Below are 19665 nucleotides of genomic sequence, written 5' to 3'. Positions count from 1 at the left end.
GCAGGTCGCCGGCGGCGACTTCAACCCGCAGATGTTCAATTCCTTCCTCGACGGCACCAAGTCCGCCCTGGAGATGGCGGCGGTGGCCAACGGCTGCGACCTCAGCCCGCCGGACGACGGCCTCGCCTTCCCGGCCTGCGGCGTGGACGACCTGCCGAGCGTGCTCCGGCCGGTCTCGGACGGAGGCATCCTGCCCAAGAAGGGCACCGTGGAGGTGGTCTCGTCCATCGAGCGCGACGGGCGCCCAGTGTTCCGGGACCTGCGCTGGGGCGTCTACGCGGTGTTCGAGGCGCCAACGCAGTACGTGAAGAACTGCTTCAACCAGTACGGCCTGCAGACCGACGAGTCCGGCCGCTACGCCGCGATGTACAAGCCCTACCACCTAATCGGGCTCGAACTGGGCACTTCCGTGGCGAGCATCGCCACGCGGGGCGAGCCCACCGGCTCGACGAACGACTGGCGCGGCGACGTCATTGCCGTCTCCAAGCGGGCCTTAAAGGAGGGCGAGATTCTCGACGGCGAGGGCGGCTACACGGTCTACGGCAAGGTCGTGCCGGCTGAGACGTCCCTGCAAGTCGGCGCCGTACCGATCGGCCTCGCCCACGGCCTCAAGCTGAAGAACTCGGTGGCCGCCGGCCAGCCAGTCCGCTGGTCGAACGTCAGCTACGACGGCGCCAACCAGGCAATCGCCTTCCGGCAGGAGATGGAATCGATCTTCCGCGCGGAGAAGGGCCTTGAGCGCGCGTAAACTTTGCCACCACGACAACAGAGCCACACCGTAGCACGGGTCCAGGTTCCTAGAGGGCGAAAAGCCCCTGGCCCGACTTGCCGCGAGATTAGGCCGCTTTTTGGGAGACACGCCGTATGATCCTTTCGCGACGCATCCTGCTCAAGACGGCCCTCGCCTCGACGGCGGTGGCGAGCCCCTTCGTGACCCGAGCCTGGGCCCAAGCGCCTGAATTTACTTATAAGTTCGCCAACAACGCCCCGGCGACGCACCCGATCAACGTCCGCGCGCAGGAAGCCTCGCAGAAGATCCTGGCCGAGACCAACGGCAGGTTCGAACTTAAGGTCTTCCCGAACAACCAGCTCGGCGGCGACCAGGATGTGCTCGGCCAGCTGCGGTCCGGGGCGGTGGAGTTCTTCGTCCTCTCTCCGCTCATTCTCTCGACCTTGATCCCCAGTGCCTCGATCAGCGGCGTCGGCTTCGCCTTCGCTGACTACCCGGCAGTGTGGCGGGCGATGGACGGGGAACTGGGCGCCTATGTGCGCGCCCAGATTGCCAAGAGTGGCCTGATCGCCATGGACAAGATTTGGGACAACGGCTTTCGTCAGATCACCACTTCGAACCGGCCGATCAACACCCCGGCCGACCTCGGCAACTTCAAGATGCGCGTGCTGGCGAGCGCGATCTCGACCTCGATGTTCAAGGCGCTCGGCGCGTCGCCCACCACCATATCCTTCGCCGAGACTTATTCCGCCCTCCAGACCAAGGTAACGGACGGCCAGGAAAACCCCCTGGCGCTGATCTCCACCGCCAAACTCTACGAGGTGCAGAAGTACTGCTCCCTCACGAGCCACATGTGGGATGGGTACTGGTTCTTGGGCAACCGCCGAGCATGGGAGCGGCTGCCGGCCGACGTTAAGGATATCGTCGCCAAGAACATAAACGCGGCGGGCCTCGCCGAGCGCGCCGACACCGAGGCGCTCAATTCCTCACTCCAGGGGGACCTGACCGCCAAGGGGCTGGTATTCAACAAGCCCGATCAGGCGCCCTTCCGCGACCAGCTGCGCAAGGCCGGCTTCTACGACGAGTGGAAGCGCAAGTTCGGCGACGAGGCCTGGGGCCTCCTGAACAAGGCCTCCGCTGGGGGGCTCGACTGAGCATGGCCCACGCGACGCACCTTGATGCGGGGACGCTCGCCGTCCCCGCCGGCCTCGGTCCTCGGCGCCGGTGGGCGCTCAAAGCCGGCGCCCTCCTCAAGCCGATGGTCGAGATCCCAGCCGCCCTCATCCTCGTGGCCGAGATCATCGTGCTACTGGTCGGCGTCCTCAGCCGCTACGTCTTCGAATCGCCGCTGATCTGGTCCGACGAACTCGCGAGCATCCTGTTCCTATGGCTCGCCATACTCGGCTCTGTCCTCGCCTTCCAGCGGGACGAGCACATGCGCATGACGGCGGTGGTGGCGATGATGTCACCCGGCCTTCGGGCCTTCTTTGACGTCATCGCGATCGTGGCGCCGCTGGCCTTCCTCGTGGTGGTCTGGCACCCAGCCTACGAGTTCGCGGTGGAGGAATCCTTCGTCACGACCCCGGCACTCGAGCTGTCGAACGCGTGGCGGGCGGCCGCCCTGCCGATCGGCCTCGGACTGATGGGGCTCGTAGCCTCCCTGCGGCTCGCCGCCGTGGGGGACCTCCGTCATATCCTCGGGGCGGTCGCGGTGGTGGGGGCGACGATCGCCCTGTTCGTGACCCTGGCCCCGGTGCTCCAGCCGCTTGGCAACCTCAACCTCGTGATCTTTTTCGTCGGCCTGGTCGGGCTGATGGTGCTCGGCGCCGTGCCAATCGCCTTCGCCTTTGGGCTTGCCACCTTTGCTTACATCGTGCTCACGACGAGCACCCCTTCGATGGTGGTGGTGGGGCGCATGGACGAAGGGATGAGCCACCTCATCCTGCTCGCCGTGCCGCTCTTCGTGTTCCTTGGCCTGCTAATTGAGATGACCGGCATGGCCAAGGCCATGGTCGGTTTCCTAGCTAGCCTCTTGGGACATGTGCGCGGCGGCCTGCACTACGTGTTAGTCGGCGCGATGTACCTCGTCTCAGGAATCTCGGGCTCGAAGGCCGCCGACATGGCCGCCGTTGCCCCAGTCCTGTTCCCGGAAATGAAGGCGCGGGGCGTCAAGGAAGGCGACCTCGTGGCCTTGCTCGCCGCCACAGGCGCGCAGACCGAGACGATTCCGCCCTCGATCGTGCTAATCACCATCGGCTCGGTGACGGGCGTGTCGATCACCGCCCTGTTCACCGGCGGTCTCCTGCCGGGTCTGGTCCTCGGCCTCATCCTGTGCGCCCTCGTCTGGTGGCGCTACCGGGGCGAGGACCTCAGCCACATCAAGCGCCCGTCCCGGGCAGTGATCGGCCGGGCCTTCGTCGTGGCAATCCCGGCGCTAGCGCTGCCCTTCGTGATCCGCTTTGCGGTGGTGGAGGGCATCGCCACAGCCACTGAGGTGTCGACCATCGGCATCGCCTACTCTTTCGTAACGGGCCTGTTAATCTACCGACAGTTCGACTGGCGGCGCCTCTACCCAATGCTGGTGACGACAGCGGCCCTATCGGGGGCGATCCTGCTCATTATCGGCGCGGCGACTGGCATGGCGTGGTCGCTGACGCAATCGGGCTTCTCGGCTTCTCTGGCGACCTTCATGACGGGGTTGCCCGGCGGCATCCCGACCTTCCTGGCCGTCACCATCGTCGCCTTCGTGATCCTCGGCAGCGTCCTAGAGGGCATACCGGCCATCGTGCTGTTCGGGCCGCTGCTGTTCCCCATCGCCAAGCAGGTGGGGGTCAACGAGGTCCACTACGCGATGGTGGTGATCCTCTCCATGGGCATCGGCCTGTTCGCCCCGCCCTTCGGCGTCGGCTACTACGCTGCTTGTGCCGTGAGCCGGATTCATCCCGACGCGGGGATGCGGCCCATCGTCGGCTACATGCTCGCCCTCCTGATCGGGACGATCATCATCGCCGCCGTGCCGTGGATCTCGACAGTCTTTCTCTGAAAATCCTGGGTCTCCGAAGGACCGAGGTCTTCGGTGGGGTCCGGGTGCCAAGCCCCTGTGTCGCCCGATTCCCGGAGCGCTGGGCGCTGCCTTGTACTCGCCGGAGGGTTCGGCACTCCGGACACTCATGACCTTCATGTAGTCACCAAGGGATCATTCCATGTCCACCGCCGACATCGCACCAATCGGCTTCGCGCTACGTAACGGCTGCCGGATCACCCACGGCACCGGCGCCAATGTGAAGACCCCATTCAAGACCATCCCGCTGACAATGCACGAGCTCTATCCCGGCGGCGCCCTCGCCACGCCTTCGACACAGCGCGGGCAGCTCGGCTTCATCCCCTTCAACCACGAACTGCGCCTACCTCGGCACGTCCATGTCACAATGGCTGAACGCGACGAGGACCGGCGGCTCCTGGCCGAGCGCATCCTTGTGACCGGCGGCGTCGGCCTCGTGGAGCTGAACGGTGAGGTCTACGTGATCCCACACGGCTGCCTCGTAGATATCCCCGAGGGCGTTCCCCACACTTGGAGCGCCTGCCCCCCCGGCGTCGCGATGCCCGACGGCACCAAGACCACGGGCCAGTTCCTGATGGTCTACGACTACGCAGAGCCCACGAGCTTCTTCCCCGTGGAGGGGACGCACACCCTGAACTCGATGGTCGATTACGTCCGCTACGACGGCAAGCTCGCCGACATCTGCTTCCCAACCCTCACAGCCGAGCAGGTGAAGACCGGGGCTTCGTTCGTCTGGAACGACGGCCTGATCGCTCCTGACCAGGGGCAGCACTGACCCATCCCCATCCCCCCACGACGCAGGACTGCCATGAATTCACGCGCGACCCGACCTATCGCGGACCGCCTTCACGAGGGGCCCGTCGACTACCGCAACTACATCGACGGCCAGTTCGTCGATGGCGGCGATTACATCGAAGTGACGAACCCCGCCGACGGCCGCCTCCTGGGGCGCGTTCCGGAGAGCGGCGCCGACACCGTGGACGCCGCTGTAATAGCCGCTCGCCGAGCCCAGTCTGCCTGGGAGAAGCGCCCGCCCATCGAGCGCGCCGGCTACCTGCGGCAGATCTCGGCTAAGGTGCGCGAGCACCGGGTGGAACTCGCCGACATCATCGTCCGGGAGCAAGGTAAAGTCCGGCCGCTCGCCGAAGTCGAGATCGACTTCACCGCGAGCTACATCGACTACATGGCCGAGTGGGCCCGCCGGCTCGAAGGCGAGGTCATCACCAGCGACCGGCAGAACGAGACGATCTTCCTGCTGCGCAAGCCGATGGGGGTAGTCGCCGGCATCCTGCCCTGGAACTTCCCATTCTTTCTGATCGCCCGCAAGCTCGCCCCGGCGCTGATCACCGGTAACACCATCGTCATCAAGCCGAGCGAGGAGACGCCGATCAACGCCTTCGTCTTCGCCGAATTGCTGGCCGAGACGGACCTGCCTGCTGGCGTCGTGAACATTATCGGCGGCCGGGGCGTCGCCGCGGGCCAAGCTATGGTCGAGCACCGCAGCGTCGACCTCGTGACCTTCACCGGGAGCGTCGCCACCGGCTCGCGGATCATGCAGACTGCCGGCCGCAACCTCACCCGGGTGAACCTCGAACTTGGGGGCAAGGCTCCGGCGATCGTGCTCGCCAACGCCGACCTCGATCTCGCCGCCAAGGCGATCTACGATTCCCGCGTCATCAACACCGGGCAGGTCTGCAACTGTGCCGAGCGGGTCTACGTCGAGCGTGCGGTCCACGACGCGTTCATCGACAAGCTGAAGGGTCTGTTCGAGGCTACACGCTACGGCGACCCGTCCCACGAGACCGACCTGCACATGGGGCCGCTGGTGAATAAGATTGGCCTCGACAAGGTCGCCCGGGCCGTCGACCTCGCCCGGGAGCAGGGTGGCACGGTCATCACCGGCGGGCGGATCGCCGATCGGTCGTCGGGCTTCCACTACGAGCCGACCTTAATCGCAGGCGTGGGCGCCGACCACGACATCATGCGCAGCGAGACCTTCGGGCCGGTCCTGCCGGTACAGGTGGTGGACGGCCTTGACGAGGCCATCACCCTTGCCAACGACTCCGAGTACGGGCTGACCTCGTCGATCTTCACCAACGATCTCAACGCTGCGCTCCAAGTCAGTCGCGAATTGAAGTTTGGCGAGACCTACATCAATCGCGAGCATTTCGAGGCGATGCAAGGCTTCCACGCCGGCCGTCGCAAGTCCGGCATCGGCGGCGCCGACGGCAAGCATGGCCTCTACGAGTTCACCGAGACCCATGTGGTCTACATTCAGGGCCGGTAAGCTCGTACGACGAGTCCGGCGCCGGCATCACGGGCTTTGCCCCGCGGCGCCGGGCCGACTGGATCTAGTCGCCGGTACCCGGCATATGACGGACCGCCCGGGGCTCCGCTCTGTCGCGCTGCCGCTGCGGAATGACGAAATGCGCGTCCAGAACTGCTTTAATTTCCACGACTTTCGGCGCTTGGCAAAGCGCCGGCTGCCTAGGCCGATCTTCGACTACATCGACGGTGCAGCGGACGACGAAACAACCTACCGGCGCAATACCTCATCCTTCGAAACCTGCGACCTCGTTCCCAACGTGCTGCGAGGCGTGCGCGACATCGACATGTCCGTGACCGTGATGGGCCAGAAGCTGGCAATGCCGGTCTATTGTTCGCCCACCGCCCTGCAGCGGCTGTTCCACCATCAGGGGGAGCGTGCGGTCGCCGCGGCAGCAGCTCGGTACGGAACGATGTTCGGCGTCTCATCGCTGGGCACCGTTAGCCTCGAGGAGGCACGGCGGATCAGCAGTGGCCCGCAGGTTTATCAGTTCTACTTCCACAAGGATCGCGGCCTGAATCGCGAGATGATGGCCCGGGCCAAGGCTGCGGGCGTCGAGGTCATGATGCTGACCGTCGACAGCATCACCGGCGGCAACCGGGAGCGCGACAAGCGCACCGGCTTCGCCATCCCATTCCATCTGACGCTGGCCGGAATGGCGCAGTTCGCAATGAAGCCCGCTTGGGCGTTCGATTACATCACTCACGAGTCCTTCAAGCTGCCGCAACTCGACAACCACGTTGACATGGGCGGTGGGGCCCTCTCGATCAGCCGCTACTTCACGGAGATGCTCGATCCGGCCTTGGCCTGGGACGACGTTGCCGAGATGGTGCAGGCTTGGAATGGGCAGTTCTGCCTGAAGGGTGTAATGTCTGTTGAGGACGCGAAGCGCGCCGTTGAGATCGGGTGCACCGGTATCGTCCTATCCAACCATGGCGGCCGGCAACTCGATGGCTCGCGGGCGGCTTTCGACCAGCTTGCGGAGATCGTCGATGCGGTCGGTGACCGGATCGACGTGATCATGGACGGCGGCGTGCAGCGCGGCACCCACGTCCTCAAGGCTCTGGCGCTCGGCGCAAAAGCGGTCGGGGTCGGCCGGTACTACCTTTTTCCGCTAGCCGCCGCCGGCCAAGCCGGCGTGGAACGGGCATTGGAACTGATGAAGATCGAGATCGAGCGCGATATGAGGCTGATGGGATGCACATCAATTGATCAGTTGAACCGCAATAATTTAAGATTCCGTTGAGCAATTCAATATCGAGCGGTAATGTTTGGAAAAACCTTTGATTTAATTATGGACTAGCATAAGATCAATAAGGTAAACATAGAAAATTAGAATATTGCTAAATTCCGCAGCTTTGAGCGGGCATCTGTGTATTTATTGGCATTTTTCGTAAATATATACCTTGAGAGCCGTGATCATGAACCACTCGAAAAGTGCAAACGGGCCACAATCGGCTGCCGTGGCTCTGAATACTGCGTTATAAATGCTCAATCCTGCGATCAATTTTGGCATAAGAAGAGCAACGCCCCTCCGCCGAGGGAAACTTCGGAATTAAATTTAATATAATTCTTGGTTCTTTTTCCACTAATGGGCATGGCGTCATAGAATTTGGACGACTAGACGGGGCTGCTACAGGACCATCCGCTTTTCGGGCCGCCTTCTTCGAAGCGGACGGGCAGCTTTCGGCCATAACCGGTCATTCGGCACCGCACCGCCTGCCATCAAAAACTTTCGCGGTGATCGCCTGCCAGAATTTGATTCAAGTTTCCGATCGGCCATTGCGCCGGCAAAAACGACTATAAATTAGAAGTTGTTTGACAGGCTTATTGCGGCAATTGATAAAGTCGCCGGCATGAAGCTAATTTATAGAGATGCAAATCAATTTAGCACGGATCCATGGGGTCATCTTTATCGCGTGGTTGAACCTGCGCTTGCCCTCGCTCCGGCCACTTTTCTAAACCACCTAGAGGACCATCAAACAGCAAACGGCGTTTCGCAAGCGGTCGCGACTTACGACAGCGCTCCGATCTTTGACTGGATGATGAGCCTCGTGCCGCTCCAGGGCATCTCCGACCAGATCGCATTGCGCTACGCCGAGCAGCATGGCAGGGTAACCAAAGCCGAGATCGAGGCGGCCTTGTCGGTACCCCAGAAGTGCTCGCGCCTTGCGAGTTATTGGCATTTCGAAGGTTGCGGCTATCGCAGGGTCGACCAGACTTGCGCTGCACCGGATCACATCAGCGCCTGCCCCTTACCATTACCGAGGCTGAGGAAGGGATCGCTAAATCAGGCCGCCTACAGCCTTGCCCTCTTCATTCGCGATGTTTGCGGCGGTGACCTCGTCGGCTGGATCGATACACGGCTCGCCGAGGCCGATCCCGATCCGGGGGCCCCCGAGCGTGGTCCGCTCATGCGAGAGGCCGTTCTCAATCCCCTCCGGGAAGTCTACGGCATCGGACCGAAACTCTGGGCGATGATGCTGGCCGACCTCCTGCTCGGTGCCGACCCGAACCGGGAACGCTGGGTAACGACCGGATCATGGATGATCGCCGTCGACTCCCTCGTCCATAATTTCCTGCGTCGGACCGGCACCTTAGCGCGTTTCAACGCCGAACACGCCTTTGGGCCGGCCTGTACTGCGCCGGGTGGTTGCGCGAAGATCATCGAGGGCTTGGCCTGCAGGATCGATGCCCGGGCCTACAATCCTGACTTCCCGGCGATTTTCCCGCGTTTTGTTCAAGCGGCGCTGTGGGGCTTTTGCGCGGAGGCTGGCTGGGACATCTGCAACGGTAATCGCATCGACGATCGGGTTGGCTGTCATCAACGGCAGTGCCCAGCTCATGACGTTTGTGAACGCTCGACTATTAAATAAAAAATTATTCTGCGTATAAAAATAATTTCTAAGTATTAGGTTATATAATAAATCGAGACATTCAGAATATAGCTACTTAAAGAAGGGCCATCTTCCGAATATGCGGATATATGTTTAAGTATTTTGATCGACGATGGCCAAGTCGATTTGCTTCGTCTCCGGCAACGCCAGCAGCGCAAGGAAAGCGAGGAAGTAGGCGCTCCCGGCGCAACTTCCCATCGAGATCCCGAGCGGCTGCGTGGCGGCGATCAGCCCGACGGTGGCGGGCATCACAGAGCCGAAGCCCCTGCCGCCGCCCAAACAGAATCCCTGTGCATTCGCGCGCGTGCTCGTCTCAAACAGTTCCGCAAAAGTCGGCGTCATGCCGGACGCGAGAGCGTTCTGGCAGGCGCCAAGCGCAAAACTTAGAACGATCAGTAGCCACAGTCCCGGTGCGGCCAACACAAAAATGCCGACGTTCAACGCTTGTAAAACGAGAAAGATGACAAAGGTAGGCCGCCGGCCGAGCCTGTCTGAAAGCTCGCCGTAAAACAAAGGACCGAACAGCGAGCCTGCGATGTTGGCAGCGAGGTAGCCTGCACTGGTAGCGACTGAGAAATTCAGAGCCGTCCGCAAATAGGTCGGCAGCCAAATAATCATGACGTAGTTGCCACCAAATATGCCTGTGGATATGATCGCCGCAGGCAGCGTCCGCCGAAGATGTCCGTCAGCGAAAATGTCCCAGAACGCTCGGCGATCATGAATCGAACGCGTCGCCGCCGCCTCGGCGAAGAGGCTCGACTCCGGCACCAGACGCCGAATGAAAAACACCGCGACTGCCGGGACGAGCCCGATCGCGAAGAACACGCGCCACCCGAGCTCAGGCGCAAACAGCGATGAGATCACCGGGAACAGCGCGACCGAGGCGCCGTACCCGACGGCGTAGCCACTGCTAACGGCCGATGCCACACGGCCGCGTAGCTCAGGCCGCACAACTTCACTAATAAGGGTCGCGCCGACCGCAGCTTCGCCGCCATAGCCCATGCCCTGCAAGAATCGAAGGGCGAACAGAGGTGCAAAGCCGGTTGAAAAGGCGGAGAGGAACGTAAACAGGGCTACCCATAGGATCGTAAATTGTAAAATCCTGATGCGTCCGAAACGGTCCGCTGCGATGCCCGCGAACCACCCCCCCAAGGCTGCCCCCGCCAGGGCCGCCGTCGCGAGATAGCCCGCTTCCGGCCGCGTGATACCGAGGGTGGCGATGAGTGCCGGGATCACCAGCGCGTAGATACTGTTGTCCATCGAGTCGAGGCCGAAGCCGGCAAAGCATGCCCAGAAGGTCCGACGCTCGACCGGCTCAAGCCGGCCATACCAGCCCGCTGTAGCGACACGGCTTGGGATCGGTGTTTGCTCTGGTGTGGACGCTCGCGGCTCGTATTGAGGCATCTCGGTATCAGGTGATCCCAGCCGCCAGTAGAGTGCCTAGGTTCGGCAGACCCTCGCGCACGTCGGCGGTGCGCAGCGCGTTCCAGATCGTGGCCGAGGTCGCGGAGATCACGGGCTTTCCGATGTCGCGCTCCAATGCGGCAATCATCGCCAGCGTTGGCATGCCGACGCCGCTGATCACCACGGCCTCCGCCTCTGCGTGATCGACCATGCGGCCGAGGGTGTAGGCGCGTTCCGCCGTCTCGTCGTAGATATTGCGTACGCCCGGAAGATTAGCATGGCTGACGACGGCGAACCCGTGCTCTTCGAGCAGCGCCTTGCCGCGAAGCGTCGCCTCCATGGCGTAGGGTGTCCCGAAAGCGATCCTGCGAAACCCGAGATGGTGCAGCCCTGAAACGATGCTGCCGAAGGCAGTGACGAAGTGAAGACCGAATCGCAGTTCGATGCGTGCGATCAAGGCAGCTTCATCCGCCTGACCCAACGTGTAGCTTGTCGCCGTATGGGCGAGGGCGACGACACGCGGCTTGACCATGGATAGGAGTTCGACATTCCCCTCGAGGCCAGCGATCTGCTCGCGGTTGCGCTCTTCCTGCCCAGCCAGGCTGCCGGTTTCACCGGTCGCATTCATTCGAGTGTAATGCAGGGACACGCCTGGAACCGCTACGGTGGACAGCTCGGCTTCGAGGGTCGGATTGCCGGGTGGAACCAAGATTCCCAGACGTGCGCGCCAGCCGATCATGCTTGCTCTATCCAATTTTCGACGTTCGCCGGATTCGATGATGAGAGGCACCGATGCCGATCGCGCGACGGATTAACTTGATACTCTGTCGAGGAAGTCTCGTGCTCTGATCGCGCATTGGTCGGGATGCGTCGCCGCGATGTGGTAGGAGCTGGCGGTGACGCATTCGAGCCGGCCATTGGCGACGCGCTGCCGTAGATTCTCGATCGCCGACAGATCGGGCCTTTGATCGAACGATCCAGACACGAATGCCTCACCTCCGGCGGCGAGGAACAGGGTCGGACAGCGGACGCCTTCCGGGTTCGGCGGCTCGGGGATGCCGGGAAGAAGGCGGAAGCAACGGATCACCGTCGAGGCGGGAGCCGAACCCATCGTCTTGGTCCACCACTCGATCGCGTCGGGTGACAGATTGTCTCCCATGCGCCCCGGCATAGTCGCGCGTGCCCAAGCTTCGACGCCGCCCTGCTCGACAAGGTCTATCCACGCTTCGACCCAGCGCGCCAGCGATCCGCTCGGCGATGCAAGAACGCCCGCGAGTGTCATCGACTTGATCGTTGGTAGACCGCGCTGCGCGAGGGCAAAAGCGACGAGGGAGCCGAGCTTCGTTCCGACGATGTGCACGCGAGACGAACCGAGCGAGGCGATCAGCTGCTCGATGTCGTCGGCCCAGTCGGCCAAATTGAACGGCCGATCTTCAGGCAACGGTGAAGACGCGCCGAATCCGCGAAGGTCGACCCGGATGACCCGGTAGGTGCGTGCGAGATGGGGAACCCACGCTCGCCAGATCGCTGCCTCCTCCGCGATGCCGTGCATCAGCACCACGGTGTCCGGATCGACCCAGGGGTCGGTGAAGTCGTCGACGAGATAGTGCATGGACCCGTCGGCCAGCTCGACCGTCTGCGACAGGGATGTAGTCGCCGAAGCGCGCATCATCGAACGCTTTCCATTTATGTGAGGCGGGGTCGCGAAGACGACACGACCGTCGAGCGGCCTATGACGATCGTCGTCGCGGCTGCGATCAACGCGAGGGCGACCATCGGGAGCAGGCCGATCGAGAAGCTGCCCGAGGCATCCTTCGCCCAGCCGATCAGGAGGGGGCAAACTAAGCCTGCGATATTGCCGATCGCGCAAACCTGAGCGATCCCGACAGGGGAGGCTTGTTCCGATAGCGACTCGGCCGTGAGGGCGAACAACGGCGCCTTAACGGCGTAGCTGCCGACCACGGCCACGGTGAGTGCACAGACAGTCGGCACCAGCGTCGTCAAGCCGACGCAGGCTGCGAGTCCCAGAGCACAGACGAAGAACGGAAGCGCGGTGTGCCACAACCGCTCCTGTCGCCTATCAGAGTGCCGAGCCCCAAGAACCATGGCGACAGCTGCAAAACCGAAGGGGATCGCGTTGACGAAACCGGTTTGAAAGTTGGTCAGCCCGAGCGCCCTGATCATCTGCGGTTGCCAATAGCTCATGGCATACGAGCAGCCGACGCTTCCAGAGTAGATCAGCGCTAGGGCGAGGATGCGGGGATCGAACATGATCCGCCATGCACCCATCACGGAGACGTGCGCCGGCTGCTCACGCTCTGAATCGAGGCGCTCGGACAACCAGTCGCGCTCCTGGTCGGTCAGCCACGCCGCCTCTTTCGGTGTGCTCGGCAACCAGAAGAGCGTGAAGATGCCGAGAACCACCGCTGGGGCCGCCTCGATCAGGAACAGCCATTGCCAACCATGCAGACCCAACCAACCTTCGGTTTCGAGCAATGCGCCGGAGATCGGCGAGCCGATGAAGTTCGAGACCGGAAGTGCCATCACGAAGAAAGCCATGGCCTTTGCGCGGTACTCTTTAGGAAACCACAGTGTCAAGAAAAGGATGATGCCGGGAAAAAACCCAGCTTCCGCCGCGCCGAGTAGAAGTCTGACGAACACGAAGCTTTTAACGCCGGTGATGAAGGCCATGGCGCCGGAAATGATGCCCCAAGTGATCATGATGCGCGCAATCCAAATGCGAGCGCCGAACCTTTTCATCATTATATTGCTTGGGACTTCGCACAAGCAAAGTGTAACAAAGAATGCGCTGACGCCCCAGCCAAAAACCGTGGCGCTGAAACCGAGGTCTCGGTTCATCTCTAGCGCAGCGAAGCCGACGTTCACGCGGTCGATGTAGGAGATGAACATGCCAACCACGGCAAACGGGATGATGCGCAGCAAAACTTTCCGCATCGCGGAGACTTCGGTGCCGTCCCGAACACCTGCATCCGCCGATAAGTCTCCGTCCACCGCGTGTTTCCTAGTTTTGTCCAGCGAGCGCTGATGCCCTCACGATCGTTGGACACATTCAACAGTTTTTCAGATTGCGCACAACGACTTCAATGTGCAAACGACCTTTTCACAGATTGAAACGATCGGCCTGGGCACGGAAGATGGATACCTTGGAAGCGATGCACACGTTCGTACGCGTGGTGCAGGCAGGAACGTTTTCCGCGGCGGGACGACAGCTCGGCTTGTCGCCCGCGACTGTCCTTCGTGCGATCAACGCATTGGAGGACAAAGTCGGCGCTCGCCTTTTCAATCGGTCGAGCCGACGAATGACGCTGACGGAGGCGGGCGAGATCTACGCAATGAAAGTCGACGTCATTTTAAATGACATCGCTGACCTTAGTACAGAGATGTCGCGGCTTCAAACGACGCCTCGAGGTATCTTGAGGGTGCAGACGCGGGTATCACTGGGGATCCGTCATATCGCCCCATTATTGCCGGCATTCCTAGAGCGTCATTGCGAACTTAAAATCGATCTTCGGTTGTCCGATGGTCAAGTTGATTTTTCCGGTGAGAATATTGACGTTGCCATTGGCTTTGGGCCGATGACAGGTGCTACGTTGCTAACGCGGAAGCTCGTTGCCAGTCCTCGCGTTGTGTGTGCTAGTCTGACCTATGTCGACCGCTTCGGCACACCAACTATCCCTAGCGAACTCAGCCACCACAACTGCCTTACGTTCCGCTCGCAGGAAAGCCAGCCGATCTGGCGCTTTCTTCGAAATCACGAGCTTATCGAAATCCGCGTCAGTGGCAATCTGCAAGCGGATTATGGTGATGTTCTTCGTGAGGCTGCTTTGTCCGGTCTGGGCATCGTCCTACTACCGGCCTGGACGATTGCAGACGATATTAAAGCGGGTCGGCTTGTCGGCATGTTGCCAGACTATCAAGCGTCACCATTTGGATTTGATCATGATGTGCAAGTTTTCACCCATCGAGATCGCCATCGGACTCTGAAAGTTCAATTTTTTTTTAGACTTTTTGACTGAATCATTTTCATCAAAGCAAGACTGGTCTTACATAAAAGTATGTAATACGCATAATAAATTTGAGAACCAAAAACTGCCATTATTGAAAGCTTCTAAAAAGCTTTGAACAAACTTCGACTTGACATTAGGATCAAATACCTATATTGAGTTGCTCAGGCAATGAGTAATTGCCCGAGCCCGAGGCCATGATGATTCGACCGCCAACCACACGAAAGCGACCACATCGCCAGCAGCGGTCACGGTCTGCATCGAGCCTCACCCACCTATCCACACCAAGCAAGGGGTCCCATCCGGGGCCCCTTTCGCATTTTAGGAATTTGCCATGATCGAGATCGTCACCAGAACCCCGGAGCAGGCTCAGAATCCCGACCCCGCGAAGGGCACCGAAGCCAACACTGAAACTTCGGCTGCCAAACCTACACCTGCGCTGATCCTCTTCGGCGCCGATAAGGACGGGAAACCGCACGCCTCCTGGTTCACCGAGCTCGATATCGCCCTCGCGACGAAGGCAGCGGGGGTGATGAACATGCGGACGCTCCCGCTCAACACCGAGGCGCATCGAACCCTTGCGGCAGAGCTTCCCCAGGGCCGGGTGTTCGCCTCGGGTCGGGCCTTCGTGCCTTTCGTCAAAAAGGGCGTGTACGATCGCTTGAGTGCCTTGGCTGGGCCTGCCGAGGCACAGTCAACAGCGGCAGGCAAAACCGTTGCGCAGGGGCCAACTACGGCGACGGGCGATGTAGGCGACCAAACCGCCACGGTGACCGCAACCTGCGAAGCCCGATATCCGCGGAGCTGGAACGGCGTCGCAATCGGCAGCCTCGTGCTGATCTCTGAAGGCGAGCAGGACGGCTGGTACGAGGCCGAGGTGATCGAGGCCAAGGCCGGCGGGATCTACACCCTGCGCTGGCGCGACTGGCCAGACCTGCCCCTCCTCGTGCGCCGGCGCGAGCACATGGCCCTGTTGCACCCAAACACCGCCGCGGTCGAAGCGGCCTGAGGGGAGCTGCTATGAGCACCCAGATCCATAACGCTGGGTCGAACCCCGCGGCGGCTGACCCCGTCGCGCGGGTGCGGACCCTGAACGATGCCTTCCGGCGCAGCTTCGCAGGAGGGCAGGTCGTTGAAACCCCGGGGGTGGTCGATCTGCGCGAAGCCGACCGCATCGCCCTGTTGCTGGCCGTGCGCCGCTTCGATCGCTTCGACACCGAAAACGATCCTTACGGCGAGCACGACTTCGGCGCGGTCGAGGTCGGGGGCGAGCGGTTCTTCTGGAAGATCGACGCCTACGACCGGGCACAGCTCGGTCATTCGCCGGACCCAACCGACCCCGCGGTGACGACCCGCGTGCTGACCATCATGCGCGCCGATGAGTACTGACGTGGCCCCCTCTGCAAGGTGCCGCGGGTGACCCGAAGCGATCTGCCTCATGCCAGTGACGCCATACGCCCGCAGCCGCGGGGCAGAGTAACAGGGCCCCGCTGCCAGACGATGACCCCAGGGCCTCGGCTGGCCTGCACGCTCGTCGGCGGCAGCCTCTTCACGGTCCGTCCCGAGCGTTGGGTAATGCGGACGCTCATCCATCGACAGGGACCGTGTCCCGCCACGCCCGCTCAAACGGTAAGCGCCACGCGTAAGGCGCCACGAGCTGGTGGATCGACTTCGGCCCCCACGAACCCGGCTCGTACAGCCGTACAGGCGGCGGAGCTTCAAGGAGTGGGACCGAGACCTCCCACAGGCGCTCGATACCCTCCGCAGTGGTGAACAGCGTGCGATCACCGCGCATTGCATCGAGGATCAAGCGCTCGTAGGCCTCCAAGACATCGCCGGCCAATCCGGTGTCGCGCATCGAGAACTGCAGGCTCTGCTTGTCGAGCTGCATCCCTGGTCCCGGCCGCTTGCCGTAGAACGACAGGGACATCTTCGCGGCGTCGGCGAGGTCGAAGGTGAGGTGATCCGGCCCCTGCGCCCCGACGCCGGAGTTTGCCGGGAACATGCTCTTAGGCGGCTCGCGGAAGGCGATCGAGATGATCCGCTGACCCTCCGCCATCCGCTTACCAGTGCGCAGGTAGAACGGCACGCCGGCCCACCGCCAGTTGTCGATCTGGCACTTGAGGGCAATCAAGGTTTCGGTGTCGGACTCCGGATCGACGCCGGGCTCCGATCGGTAGCCGCTGTACTGGCCCCGGACCACATCCCGCGGGTCCAGGGGCAGCATCGAGCGGAAAACCTTATTCTTTTCCTCGGAGATTGGTGCTGGCTCAAGGGACGTCGGAGCTTCCATGGCCATGAAGCCCAAGATCTGGAACAGGTGGGTCACCACCATGTCACGGTAAGCTCCGGTGGCCTCGTAGAAGGCCGAGCGGTTGCCCAGGCCCAGCGTCTCCGGCACGTCGATCTGTACGTGGTCGATGAAGTTGCGGTTCCAGATCGGTTCGAACAAGCCATTGGCGAAGCGAAACGCCAGGATGTTCTGGGCCGGCTCCTTGCCGAGGAAGTGGTCGATACGGAAGATCTGGGCCTCGTCGAACACCGCGTGCAGGCGCGCGTTCAGATCGACAGCGCTCTCCAGATCGACTCCGAACGGCTTCTCCATCACGACCCGCGAGCCCTCAGCGAGATCGGCGTCCGAAAGCATCTTGACCGCCGAGAGGGCTGCGGCCGGCGGCACACTGAGATAGTGCAGGAGGCGGGTCTCGACCCCAAGCGTATCCCGCGCCCGATCCACCGCCTCGCGCAGCGCCGCTGGCCCCGCCGAGATCGGCACGTAATCAAGGATCTCTGAGAATGCCGCCCAAGCCTCGTCACCGACGCGGCGCGTGGCAAACTGATCCAGAGCTCCGCGTGCCGCGGTCCGGAAGCCGTCGGCATCAAGGTCGTCCAGGGAGACACCGATGATACGACAGGACGGAATGAAGCCTGCGCTGACCAAATGAAATAGGCCGGGTAGCAGCTTGCGTTGAGCGAGATCCCCGGTGGCGCCGAACAGGACGACGGCCTGCGGGTGCTTTGGCCCGACGTCGGGAGGTAGCTTCTTCACAGCACTGCTCCGCGAGGCACGTCAAGATCCTTGCGACAGGCCGTCAGCAACAGGAGTGCCAATCACCAAATCGCCTGGGCATGCAGGCGGCAGGCGCAGAACGCTGGGTGCAGTAGAAGGCAGCCTGCGCACGGGCGCGGGAGCGGGCCGGATGATCGAACGGCGAAGAGCATCAAGGTCGGAAGGGGACGGGCTATCGCGCCACATCCTGCCGAACGCGGGCACGATGGTCGGCGTGTGCACCACGCTGATCGGCCTGGTGAAACTCCTCGAAGCCCGGATCGGACCGAGCCACGTCGACGAGTATGCCGCCCTGACCGCAATCCTGTTCCTAGTCAGTGCGGTTACTTCCTACCTGTCGATCCGCCTGACGGCTGAGAACGAGCTGGCGGTCCGTCTGGAGCGATGTGCCGACATCTGCTTCGTCCTTGGGTTGGCCAGCCTGTCGATGATCGCGATCCTGTTCGCCTACGAGACGATCTGAATGCGGACTGGGGGTTCTGGGAAAGCTCGGAGGATCAATCGCACCATAGGTGTCCCGGAACACGTCAGGCCGGAAATCTTGGGCATACATCGGGATCACACGGCGATGACAGTCGTGAACCCGATAGAGCCGACGATGACCTGGACGAACCGCATCACCATAGCTGCCACGCTGATCGGCGGAGCTTTCGCGCTGATGAGCTACGCCCAGGCGCCGAGCCTGCCTTCACACTTCGCGTGAGGGATCAGACCGGCGTCCTACCTGGCTGATAGAGGCCAGGCGCCAAGGGCTAAACTGGCTGGTGTAGGCCGGTCACGACGGGCGCCCTCCGACCCCGTGCCAAGCCATCTCGAGAACCATTGCCCGCCAGCCCGCGTGTGTCGGGTCCGTTTCCGCGATCTCGACGGACAGGGCGACGAAGTCCTCGCCCGGGTTGGCGGCGTGCAGGGCGTGGCCGATGCGGCGCAGTTCGGCCCGGCAAGCGGTGCCGATTGGATCTGCTCGATCGCTTGGCGACGGCTTTGGCGGTCGACATCCTCGATCTGCTGGCAGTGCCGGCGCGCGATGAGACCGCACCGTCACCCCTGCCGGCGGGACGAAAGCGGCGTCGATCAGGCCCTGCACGGGATGCACGCGATGCACGGGCTTTTGCGAGGGTGGGTAGGGGGTTCAGGCGTCGGCGCCCAGGTGCAGTTGCCTAACCCCTTCAACCAGCCCTTCGATGCCCTCAAACGCGCCTCCGTTCAGCTCAACCGGGCTGGAGAAGGCGTCAACGAGGGTTTTGATGGTTGCCTACCTTCGAATCTCGTCATGATCGATGTGACGCGTATGGCCAAGCTCGGCCGGGGCGACGCGGTAAGTTGGTTGCTCGGGACGGCTGAACCTCGGCCCTAACTCCGTCGATCGGTTCGTCGACGGTTTCAGACCCGTCCTTTATGCCGTTGTCTACGGGGACGAGACGGAGTTTTGAGTCTTGCGGTTCAACCATGTCGCCAACCGGGTGAACCCGGGTCATTTCCAGACTGTCGTAGACATGTTCGTCGGGCAGTTGGGGTTCGTCGAGCTGCGGCGGACCGAACGGGCCGTGTGGTTGCGTCAGCCCGGGGCCAATGTGGATCTTCAGCTCAGCCGTAGCGACACTGGGCACCGGGATTTTGACCGGCAGCGCTCGCAGATCTCATTCCTCAGTGACACACCGGAAGCCGACCTCGCCCGGCTGGCCTCGTGGTTCACAGCGCGGGGGCTGCCAGCTCATGTCGGTGCCTACTCTGATCGCGAGTTCTACCTGGACGTGCCGGCAGCTTTCGTCGATTTCGTCGTCGAGGCGATGCTGCCTGAACTCGCCGAATACGATCTCGCGACATGATGATCGCCTGTCCTGTATGGTAGTTGCGATGTTCCCGCGGAGCATCAAAGGCGATACCAACCGGACGTGTAAGGGGCCTTCGCATAGCGCTGCAGTGATCGCGCTCTAACCAGGCAAACAGCATGAGCAGCACCGGGCGGAACTGACCCTTTGCGGACCTCCCGCCCCGCCTATTCGAATGCCCGCTTGGAAGGCGAAGCAGCCCTGGAAGCTGGTACTACGCCTAGGACCAGACGGACCTGGTCTTGAACCGCGGACTGGACCTATGAGGCCACGGGCATGTGCATCACGCGCGCCGGCGTGTTCTCGTCGGCCAGCTTGCG

At 62.1% G+C, this 19665-nt stretch carries 19 protein-coding genes; 14 read left to right on the top strand and 5 right to left on the bottom strand.

Annotation, left to right across the window (positions count from 1 at the left end; translation table 11 throughout):
* From MKL11_RS04970 to MKL11_RS04940, 7 genes are all read left to right on the top strand, one after another.
* Positions 1 to 748: SAF domain-containing protein (locus tag MKL11_RS04970; protein ID WP_243940838.1), on the top strand; the 748-nt coding region annotated here is incomplete at its 5' end.
* Positions 749 to 864: 116 nt separating this feature from the next.
* Positions 865 to 1884 (top strand): TRAP transporter substrate-binding protein, encoded by a 1020-nt coding sequence (locus MKL11_RS04965; protein WP_243940836.1) that lies wholly within the window; start codon positions 865 to 867, stop codon positions 1882 to 1884.
* 2 nt (positions 1885 to 1886) lie between these two features.
* Complete coding sequence (locus tag MKL11_RS04960; protein ID WP_409565450.1) at positions 1887 to 3773, top strand: TRAP transporter large permease subunit; 1887 nt, start codon at positions 1887 to 1889, stop codon at positions 3771 to 3773.
* A 160-nt stretch (positions 3774 to 3933) separates the two neighbouring features.
* Positions 3934 to 4566: a hypothetical protein gene (locus MKL11_RS04955; RefSeq protein ID WP_243940834.1), complete on the top strand. Its 633-nt coding sequence runs from the start codon at positions 3934 to 3936 to the stop codon at positions 4564 to 4566.
* 33 nt (positions 4567 to 4599) lie between these two features.
* Complete coding sequence (aldA, locus tag MKL11_RS04950) at positions 4600 to 6078, top strand: aldehyde dehydrogenase (RefSeq protein WP_243940832.1); 1479 nt, start codon at positions 4600 to 4602, stop codon at positions 6076 to 6078.
* A gap of 139 nt (positions 6079 to 6217) precedes the next feature.
* Positions 6218 to 7363 (top strand): alpha-hydroxy acid oxidase, encoded by a 1146-nt coding sequence (locus MKL11_RS04945; RefSeq protein WP_243940830.1) that lies wholly within the window; start codon positions 6218 to 6220, stop codon positions 7361 to 7363.
* A 568-nt stretch (positions 7364 to 7931) separates the two neighbouring features.
* Positions 7932 to 8993: a hypothetical protein gene (locus MKL11_RS04940; RefSeq protein WP_243940828.1), complete on the top strand. Its 1062-nt coding sequence runs from the start codon at positions 7932 to 7934 to the stop codon at positions 8991 to 8993.
* 114 nt (positions 8994 to 9107) lie between these two features.
* Here the strand turns inward: MKL11_RS04940 and MKL11_RS04935 are convergent, their stop codons facing one another.
* From MKL11_RS04935 to MKL11_RS04920, 4 genes are all read right to left on the bottom strand, one after another.
* Positions 9108 to 10418 carry an MFS transporter gene (locus MKL11_RS04935; protein WP_243940826.1) on the bottom strand — a complete coding sequence of 437 codons (1311 nt, stop codon included), beginning with the start codon at positions 10416 to 10418 and terminating at the stop codon, positions 9108 to 9110.
* A 7-nt stretch (positions 10419 to 10425) separates the two neighbouring features.
* A complete protein-coding gene (locus MKL11_RS04930; protein WP_243940824.1) occupies positions 10426 to 11157 on the bottom strand; it encodes a hypothetical protein in 732 nt (243 codons plus the stop codon).
* Positions 11158 to 11229: 72 nt separating this feature from the next.
* Positions 11230 to 12090, bottom strand: coding sequence for an alpha/beta fold hydrolase (locus tag MKL11_RS04925; protein WP_243940822.1), 861 nt, complete (start codon positions 12088 to 12090; stop codon positions 11230 to 11232).
* A 14-nt stretch (positions 12091 to 12104) separates the two neighbouring features.
* Positions 12105 to 13430, bottom strand: a complete 1326-nt coding sequence (locus MKL11_RS04920; RefSeq protein ID WP_243940820.1) for an MFS transporter — start codon at positions 13428 to 13430, stop codon at positions 12105 to 12107.
* A gap of 143 nt (positions 13431 to 13573) precedes the next feature.
* Here MKL11_RS04920 and MKL11_RS04915 point away from each other — a divergent pair, with 143 nt between their 5' ends.
* The 3 genes from MKL11_RS04915 (at position 13574) to MKL11_RS04905 (ending at position 15832) form a co-directional block, all read left to right on the top strand.
* Complete coding sequence (locus tag MKL11_RS04915) at positions 13574 to 14455, top strand: LysR family transcriptional regulator (protein ID WP_243940818.1); 882 nt, start codon at positions 13574 to 13576, stop codon at positions 14453 to 14455.
* Positions 14456 to 14777: 322 nt separating this feature from the next.
* Positions 14778 to 15452: a hypothetical protein gene (locus MKL11_RS04910; protein WP_243940816.1), complete on the top strand. Its 675-nt coding sequence runs from the start codon at positions 14778 to 14780 to the stop codon at positions 15450 to 15452.
* Between the two features lie 11 nt (positions 15453 to 15463).
* A complete protein-coding gene (locus MKL11_RS04905) occupies positions 15464 to 15832 on the top strand; it encodes a DUF3768 domain-containing protein (protein WP_243940814.1) in 369 nt (122 codons plus the stop codon).
* A 196-nt stretch (positions 15833 to 16028) separates the two neighbouring features.
* On the opposite strand, the gene zwf is transcribed toward MKL11_RS04905, so the two are convergent.
* A complete protein-coding gene (gene zwf, locus MKL11_RS04900; RefSeq protein ID WP_243940812.1) occupies positions 16029 to 17492 on the bottom strand; it encodes a glucose-6-phosphate dehydrogenase in 1464 nt (487 codons plus the stop codon).
* 151 nt (positions 17493 to 17643) lie between these two features.
* Between zwf and MKL11_RS04895 the strand changes: the two genes are divergently transcribed.
* The 4 genes from MKL11_RS04895 to MKL11_RS04885 all read left to right on the top strand — a co-directional run bounded on the left by MKL11_RS04895 (position 17644) and on the right by MKL11_RS04885 (position 19342).
* Complete coding sequence (locus MKL11_RS04895; protein ID WP_243940810.1) at positions 17644 to 17976, top strand: hypothetical protein; 333 nt, start codon at positions 17644 to 17646, stop codon at positions 17974 to 17976.
* Between the two features lie 105 nt (positions 17977 to 18081).
* Positions 18082 to 18216 carry a hypothetical protein gene (locus MKL11_RS33010; RefSeq protein ID WP_279600275.1) on the top strand — a complete coding sequence of 45 codons (135 nt, stop codon included), beginning with the start codon at positions 18082 to 18084 and terminating at the stop codon, positions 18214 to 18216.
* A gap of 96 nt (positions 18217 to 18312) precedes the next feature.
* Positions 18313 to 18870: a hypothetical protein gene (locus MKL11_RS04890; RefSeq protein WP_243940807.1), complete on the top strand. Its 558-nt coding sequence runs from the start codon at positions 18313 to 18315 to the stop codon at positions 18868 to 18870.
* Positions 18871 to 18949: 79 nt separating this feature from the next.
* On the top strand, positions 18950 to 19342 hold the full coding sequence (locus MKL11_RS04885) for a hypothetical protein (protein ID WP_243940805.1): 393 nt from the start codon (positions 18950 to 18952) through the stop codon (positions 19340 to 19342).
* Positions 19343 to 19665 lie beyond the last annotated feature (323 nt).

This window comes from Methylobacterium sp. J-077, from assembly GCF_022829365.1.
GTDB lineage: Bacteria > Pseudomonadota > Alphaproteobacteria > Rhizobiales > Beijerinckiaceae > Methylobacterium.
This window is presented reverse-complemented; position numbering and strand designations above follow the sequence as displayed.

What these genes read in the sequence shown, in the direction of transcription:
- MKL11_RS04945 (WP_243940830.1), top strand. Translation starts at nt 6,218, where the DNA reads ATGCGCGTCCAGAACTGCTTTAATTTCCACGACTTTCGGCGCTTGGCA.
- MKL11_RS04905 (WP_243940814.1), top strand. Translation starts at nt 15,464, where the DNA reads ATGAGCACCCAGATCCATAACGCTGGGTCGAACCCCGCGGCGGCTGAC.
- MKL11_RS04955 (WP_243940834.1), top strand. Translation starts at nt 3,934, where the DNA reads ATGTCCACCGCCGACATCGCACCAATCGGCTTCGCGCTACGTAACGGC.
- MKL11_RS04930 (WP_243940824.1), bottom strand. Translation starts at nt 11,157, where the DNA reads ATGATCGGCTGGCGCGCACGTCTGGGAATCTTGGTTCCACCCGGCAAT.
- MKL11_RS04935 (WP_243940826.1), bottom strand. Translation starts at nt 10,418, where the DNA reads ATGCCTCAATACGAGCCGCGAGCGTCCACACCAGAGCAAACACCGATC.
- MKL11_RS33010 (WP_279600275.1), top strand. Translation starts at nt 18,082, where the DNA reads ATGACAGTCGTGAACCCGATAGAGCCGACGATGACCTGGACGAACCGC.
- aldA (WP_243940832.1), top strand. Translation starts at nt 4,600, where the DNA reads ATGAATTCACGCGCGACCCGACCTATCGCGGACCGCCTTCACGAGGGG.
- MKL11_RS04965 (WP_243940836.1), top strand. Translation starts at nt 865, where the DNA reads ATGATCCTTTCGCGACGCATCCTGCTCAAGACGGCCCTCGCCTCGACG.
- MKL11_RS04915 (WP_243940818.1), top strand. Translation starts at nt 13,574, where the DNA reads ATGGATACCTTGGAAGCGATGCACACGTTCGTACGCGTGGTGCAGGCA.
- MKL11_RS04910 (WP_243940816.1), top strand. Translation starts at nt 14,778, where the DNA reads ATGATCGAGATCGTCACCAGAACCCCGGAGCAGGCTCAGAATCCCGAC.
- MKL11_RS04960 (WP_409565450.1), top strand. Translation starts at nt 1,887, where the DNA reads ATGGCCCACGCGACGCACCTTGATGCGGGGACGCTCGCCGTCCCCGCC.
- MKL11_RS04895 (WP_243940810.1), top strand. Translation starts at nt 17,644, where the DNA reads ATGATCGAACGGCGAAGAGCATCAAGGTCGGAAGGGGACGGGCTATCG.
- MKL11_RS04925 (WP_243940822.1), bottom strand. Translation starts at nt 12,090, where the DNA reads ATGATGCGCGCTTCGGCGACTACATCCCTGTCGCAGACGGTCGAGCTG.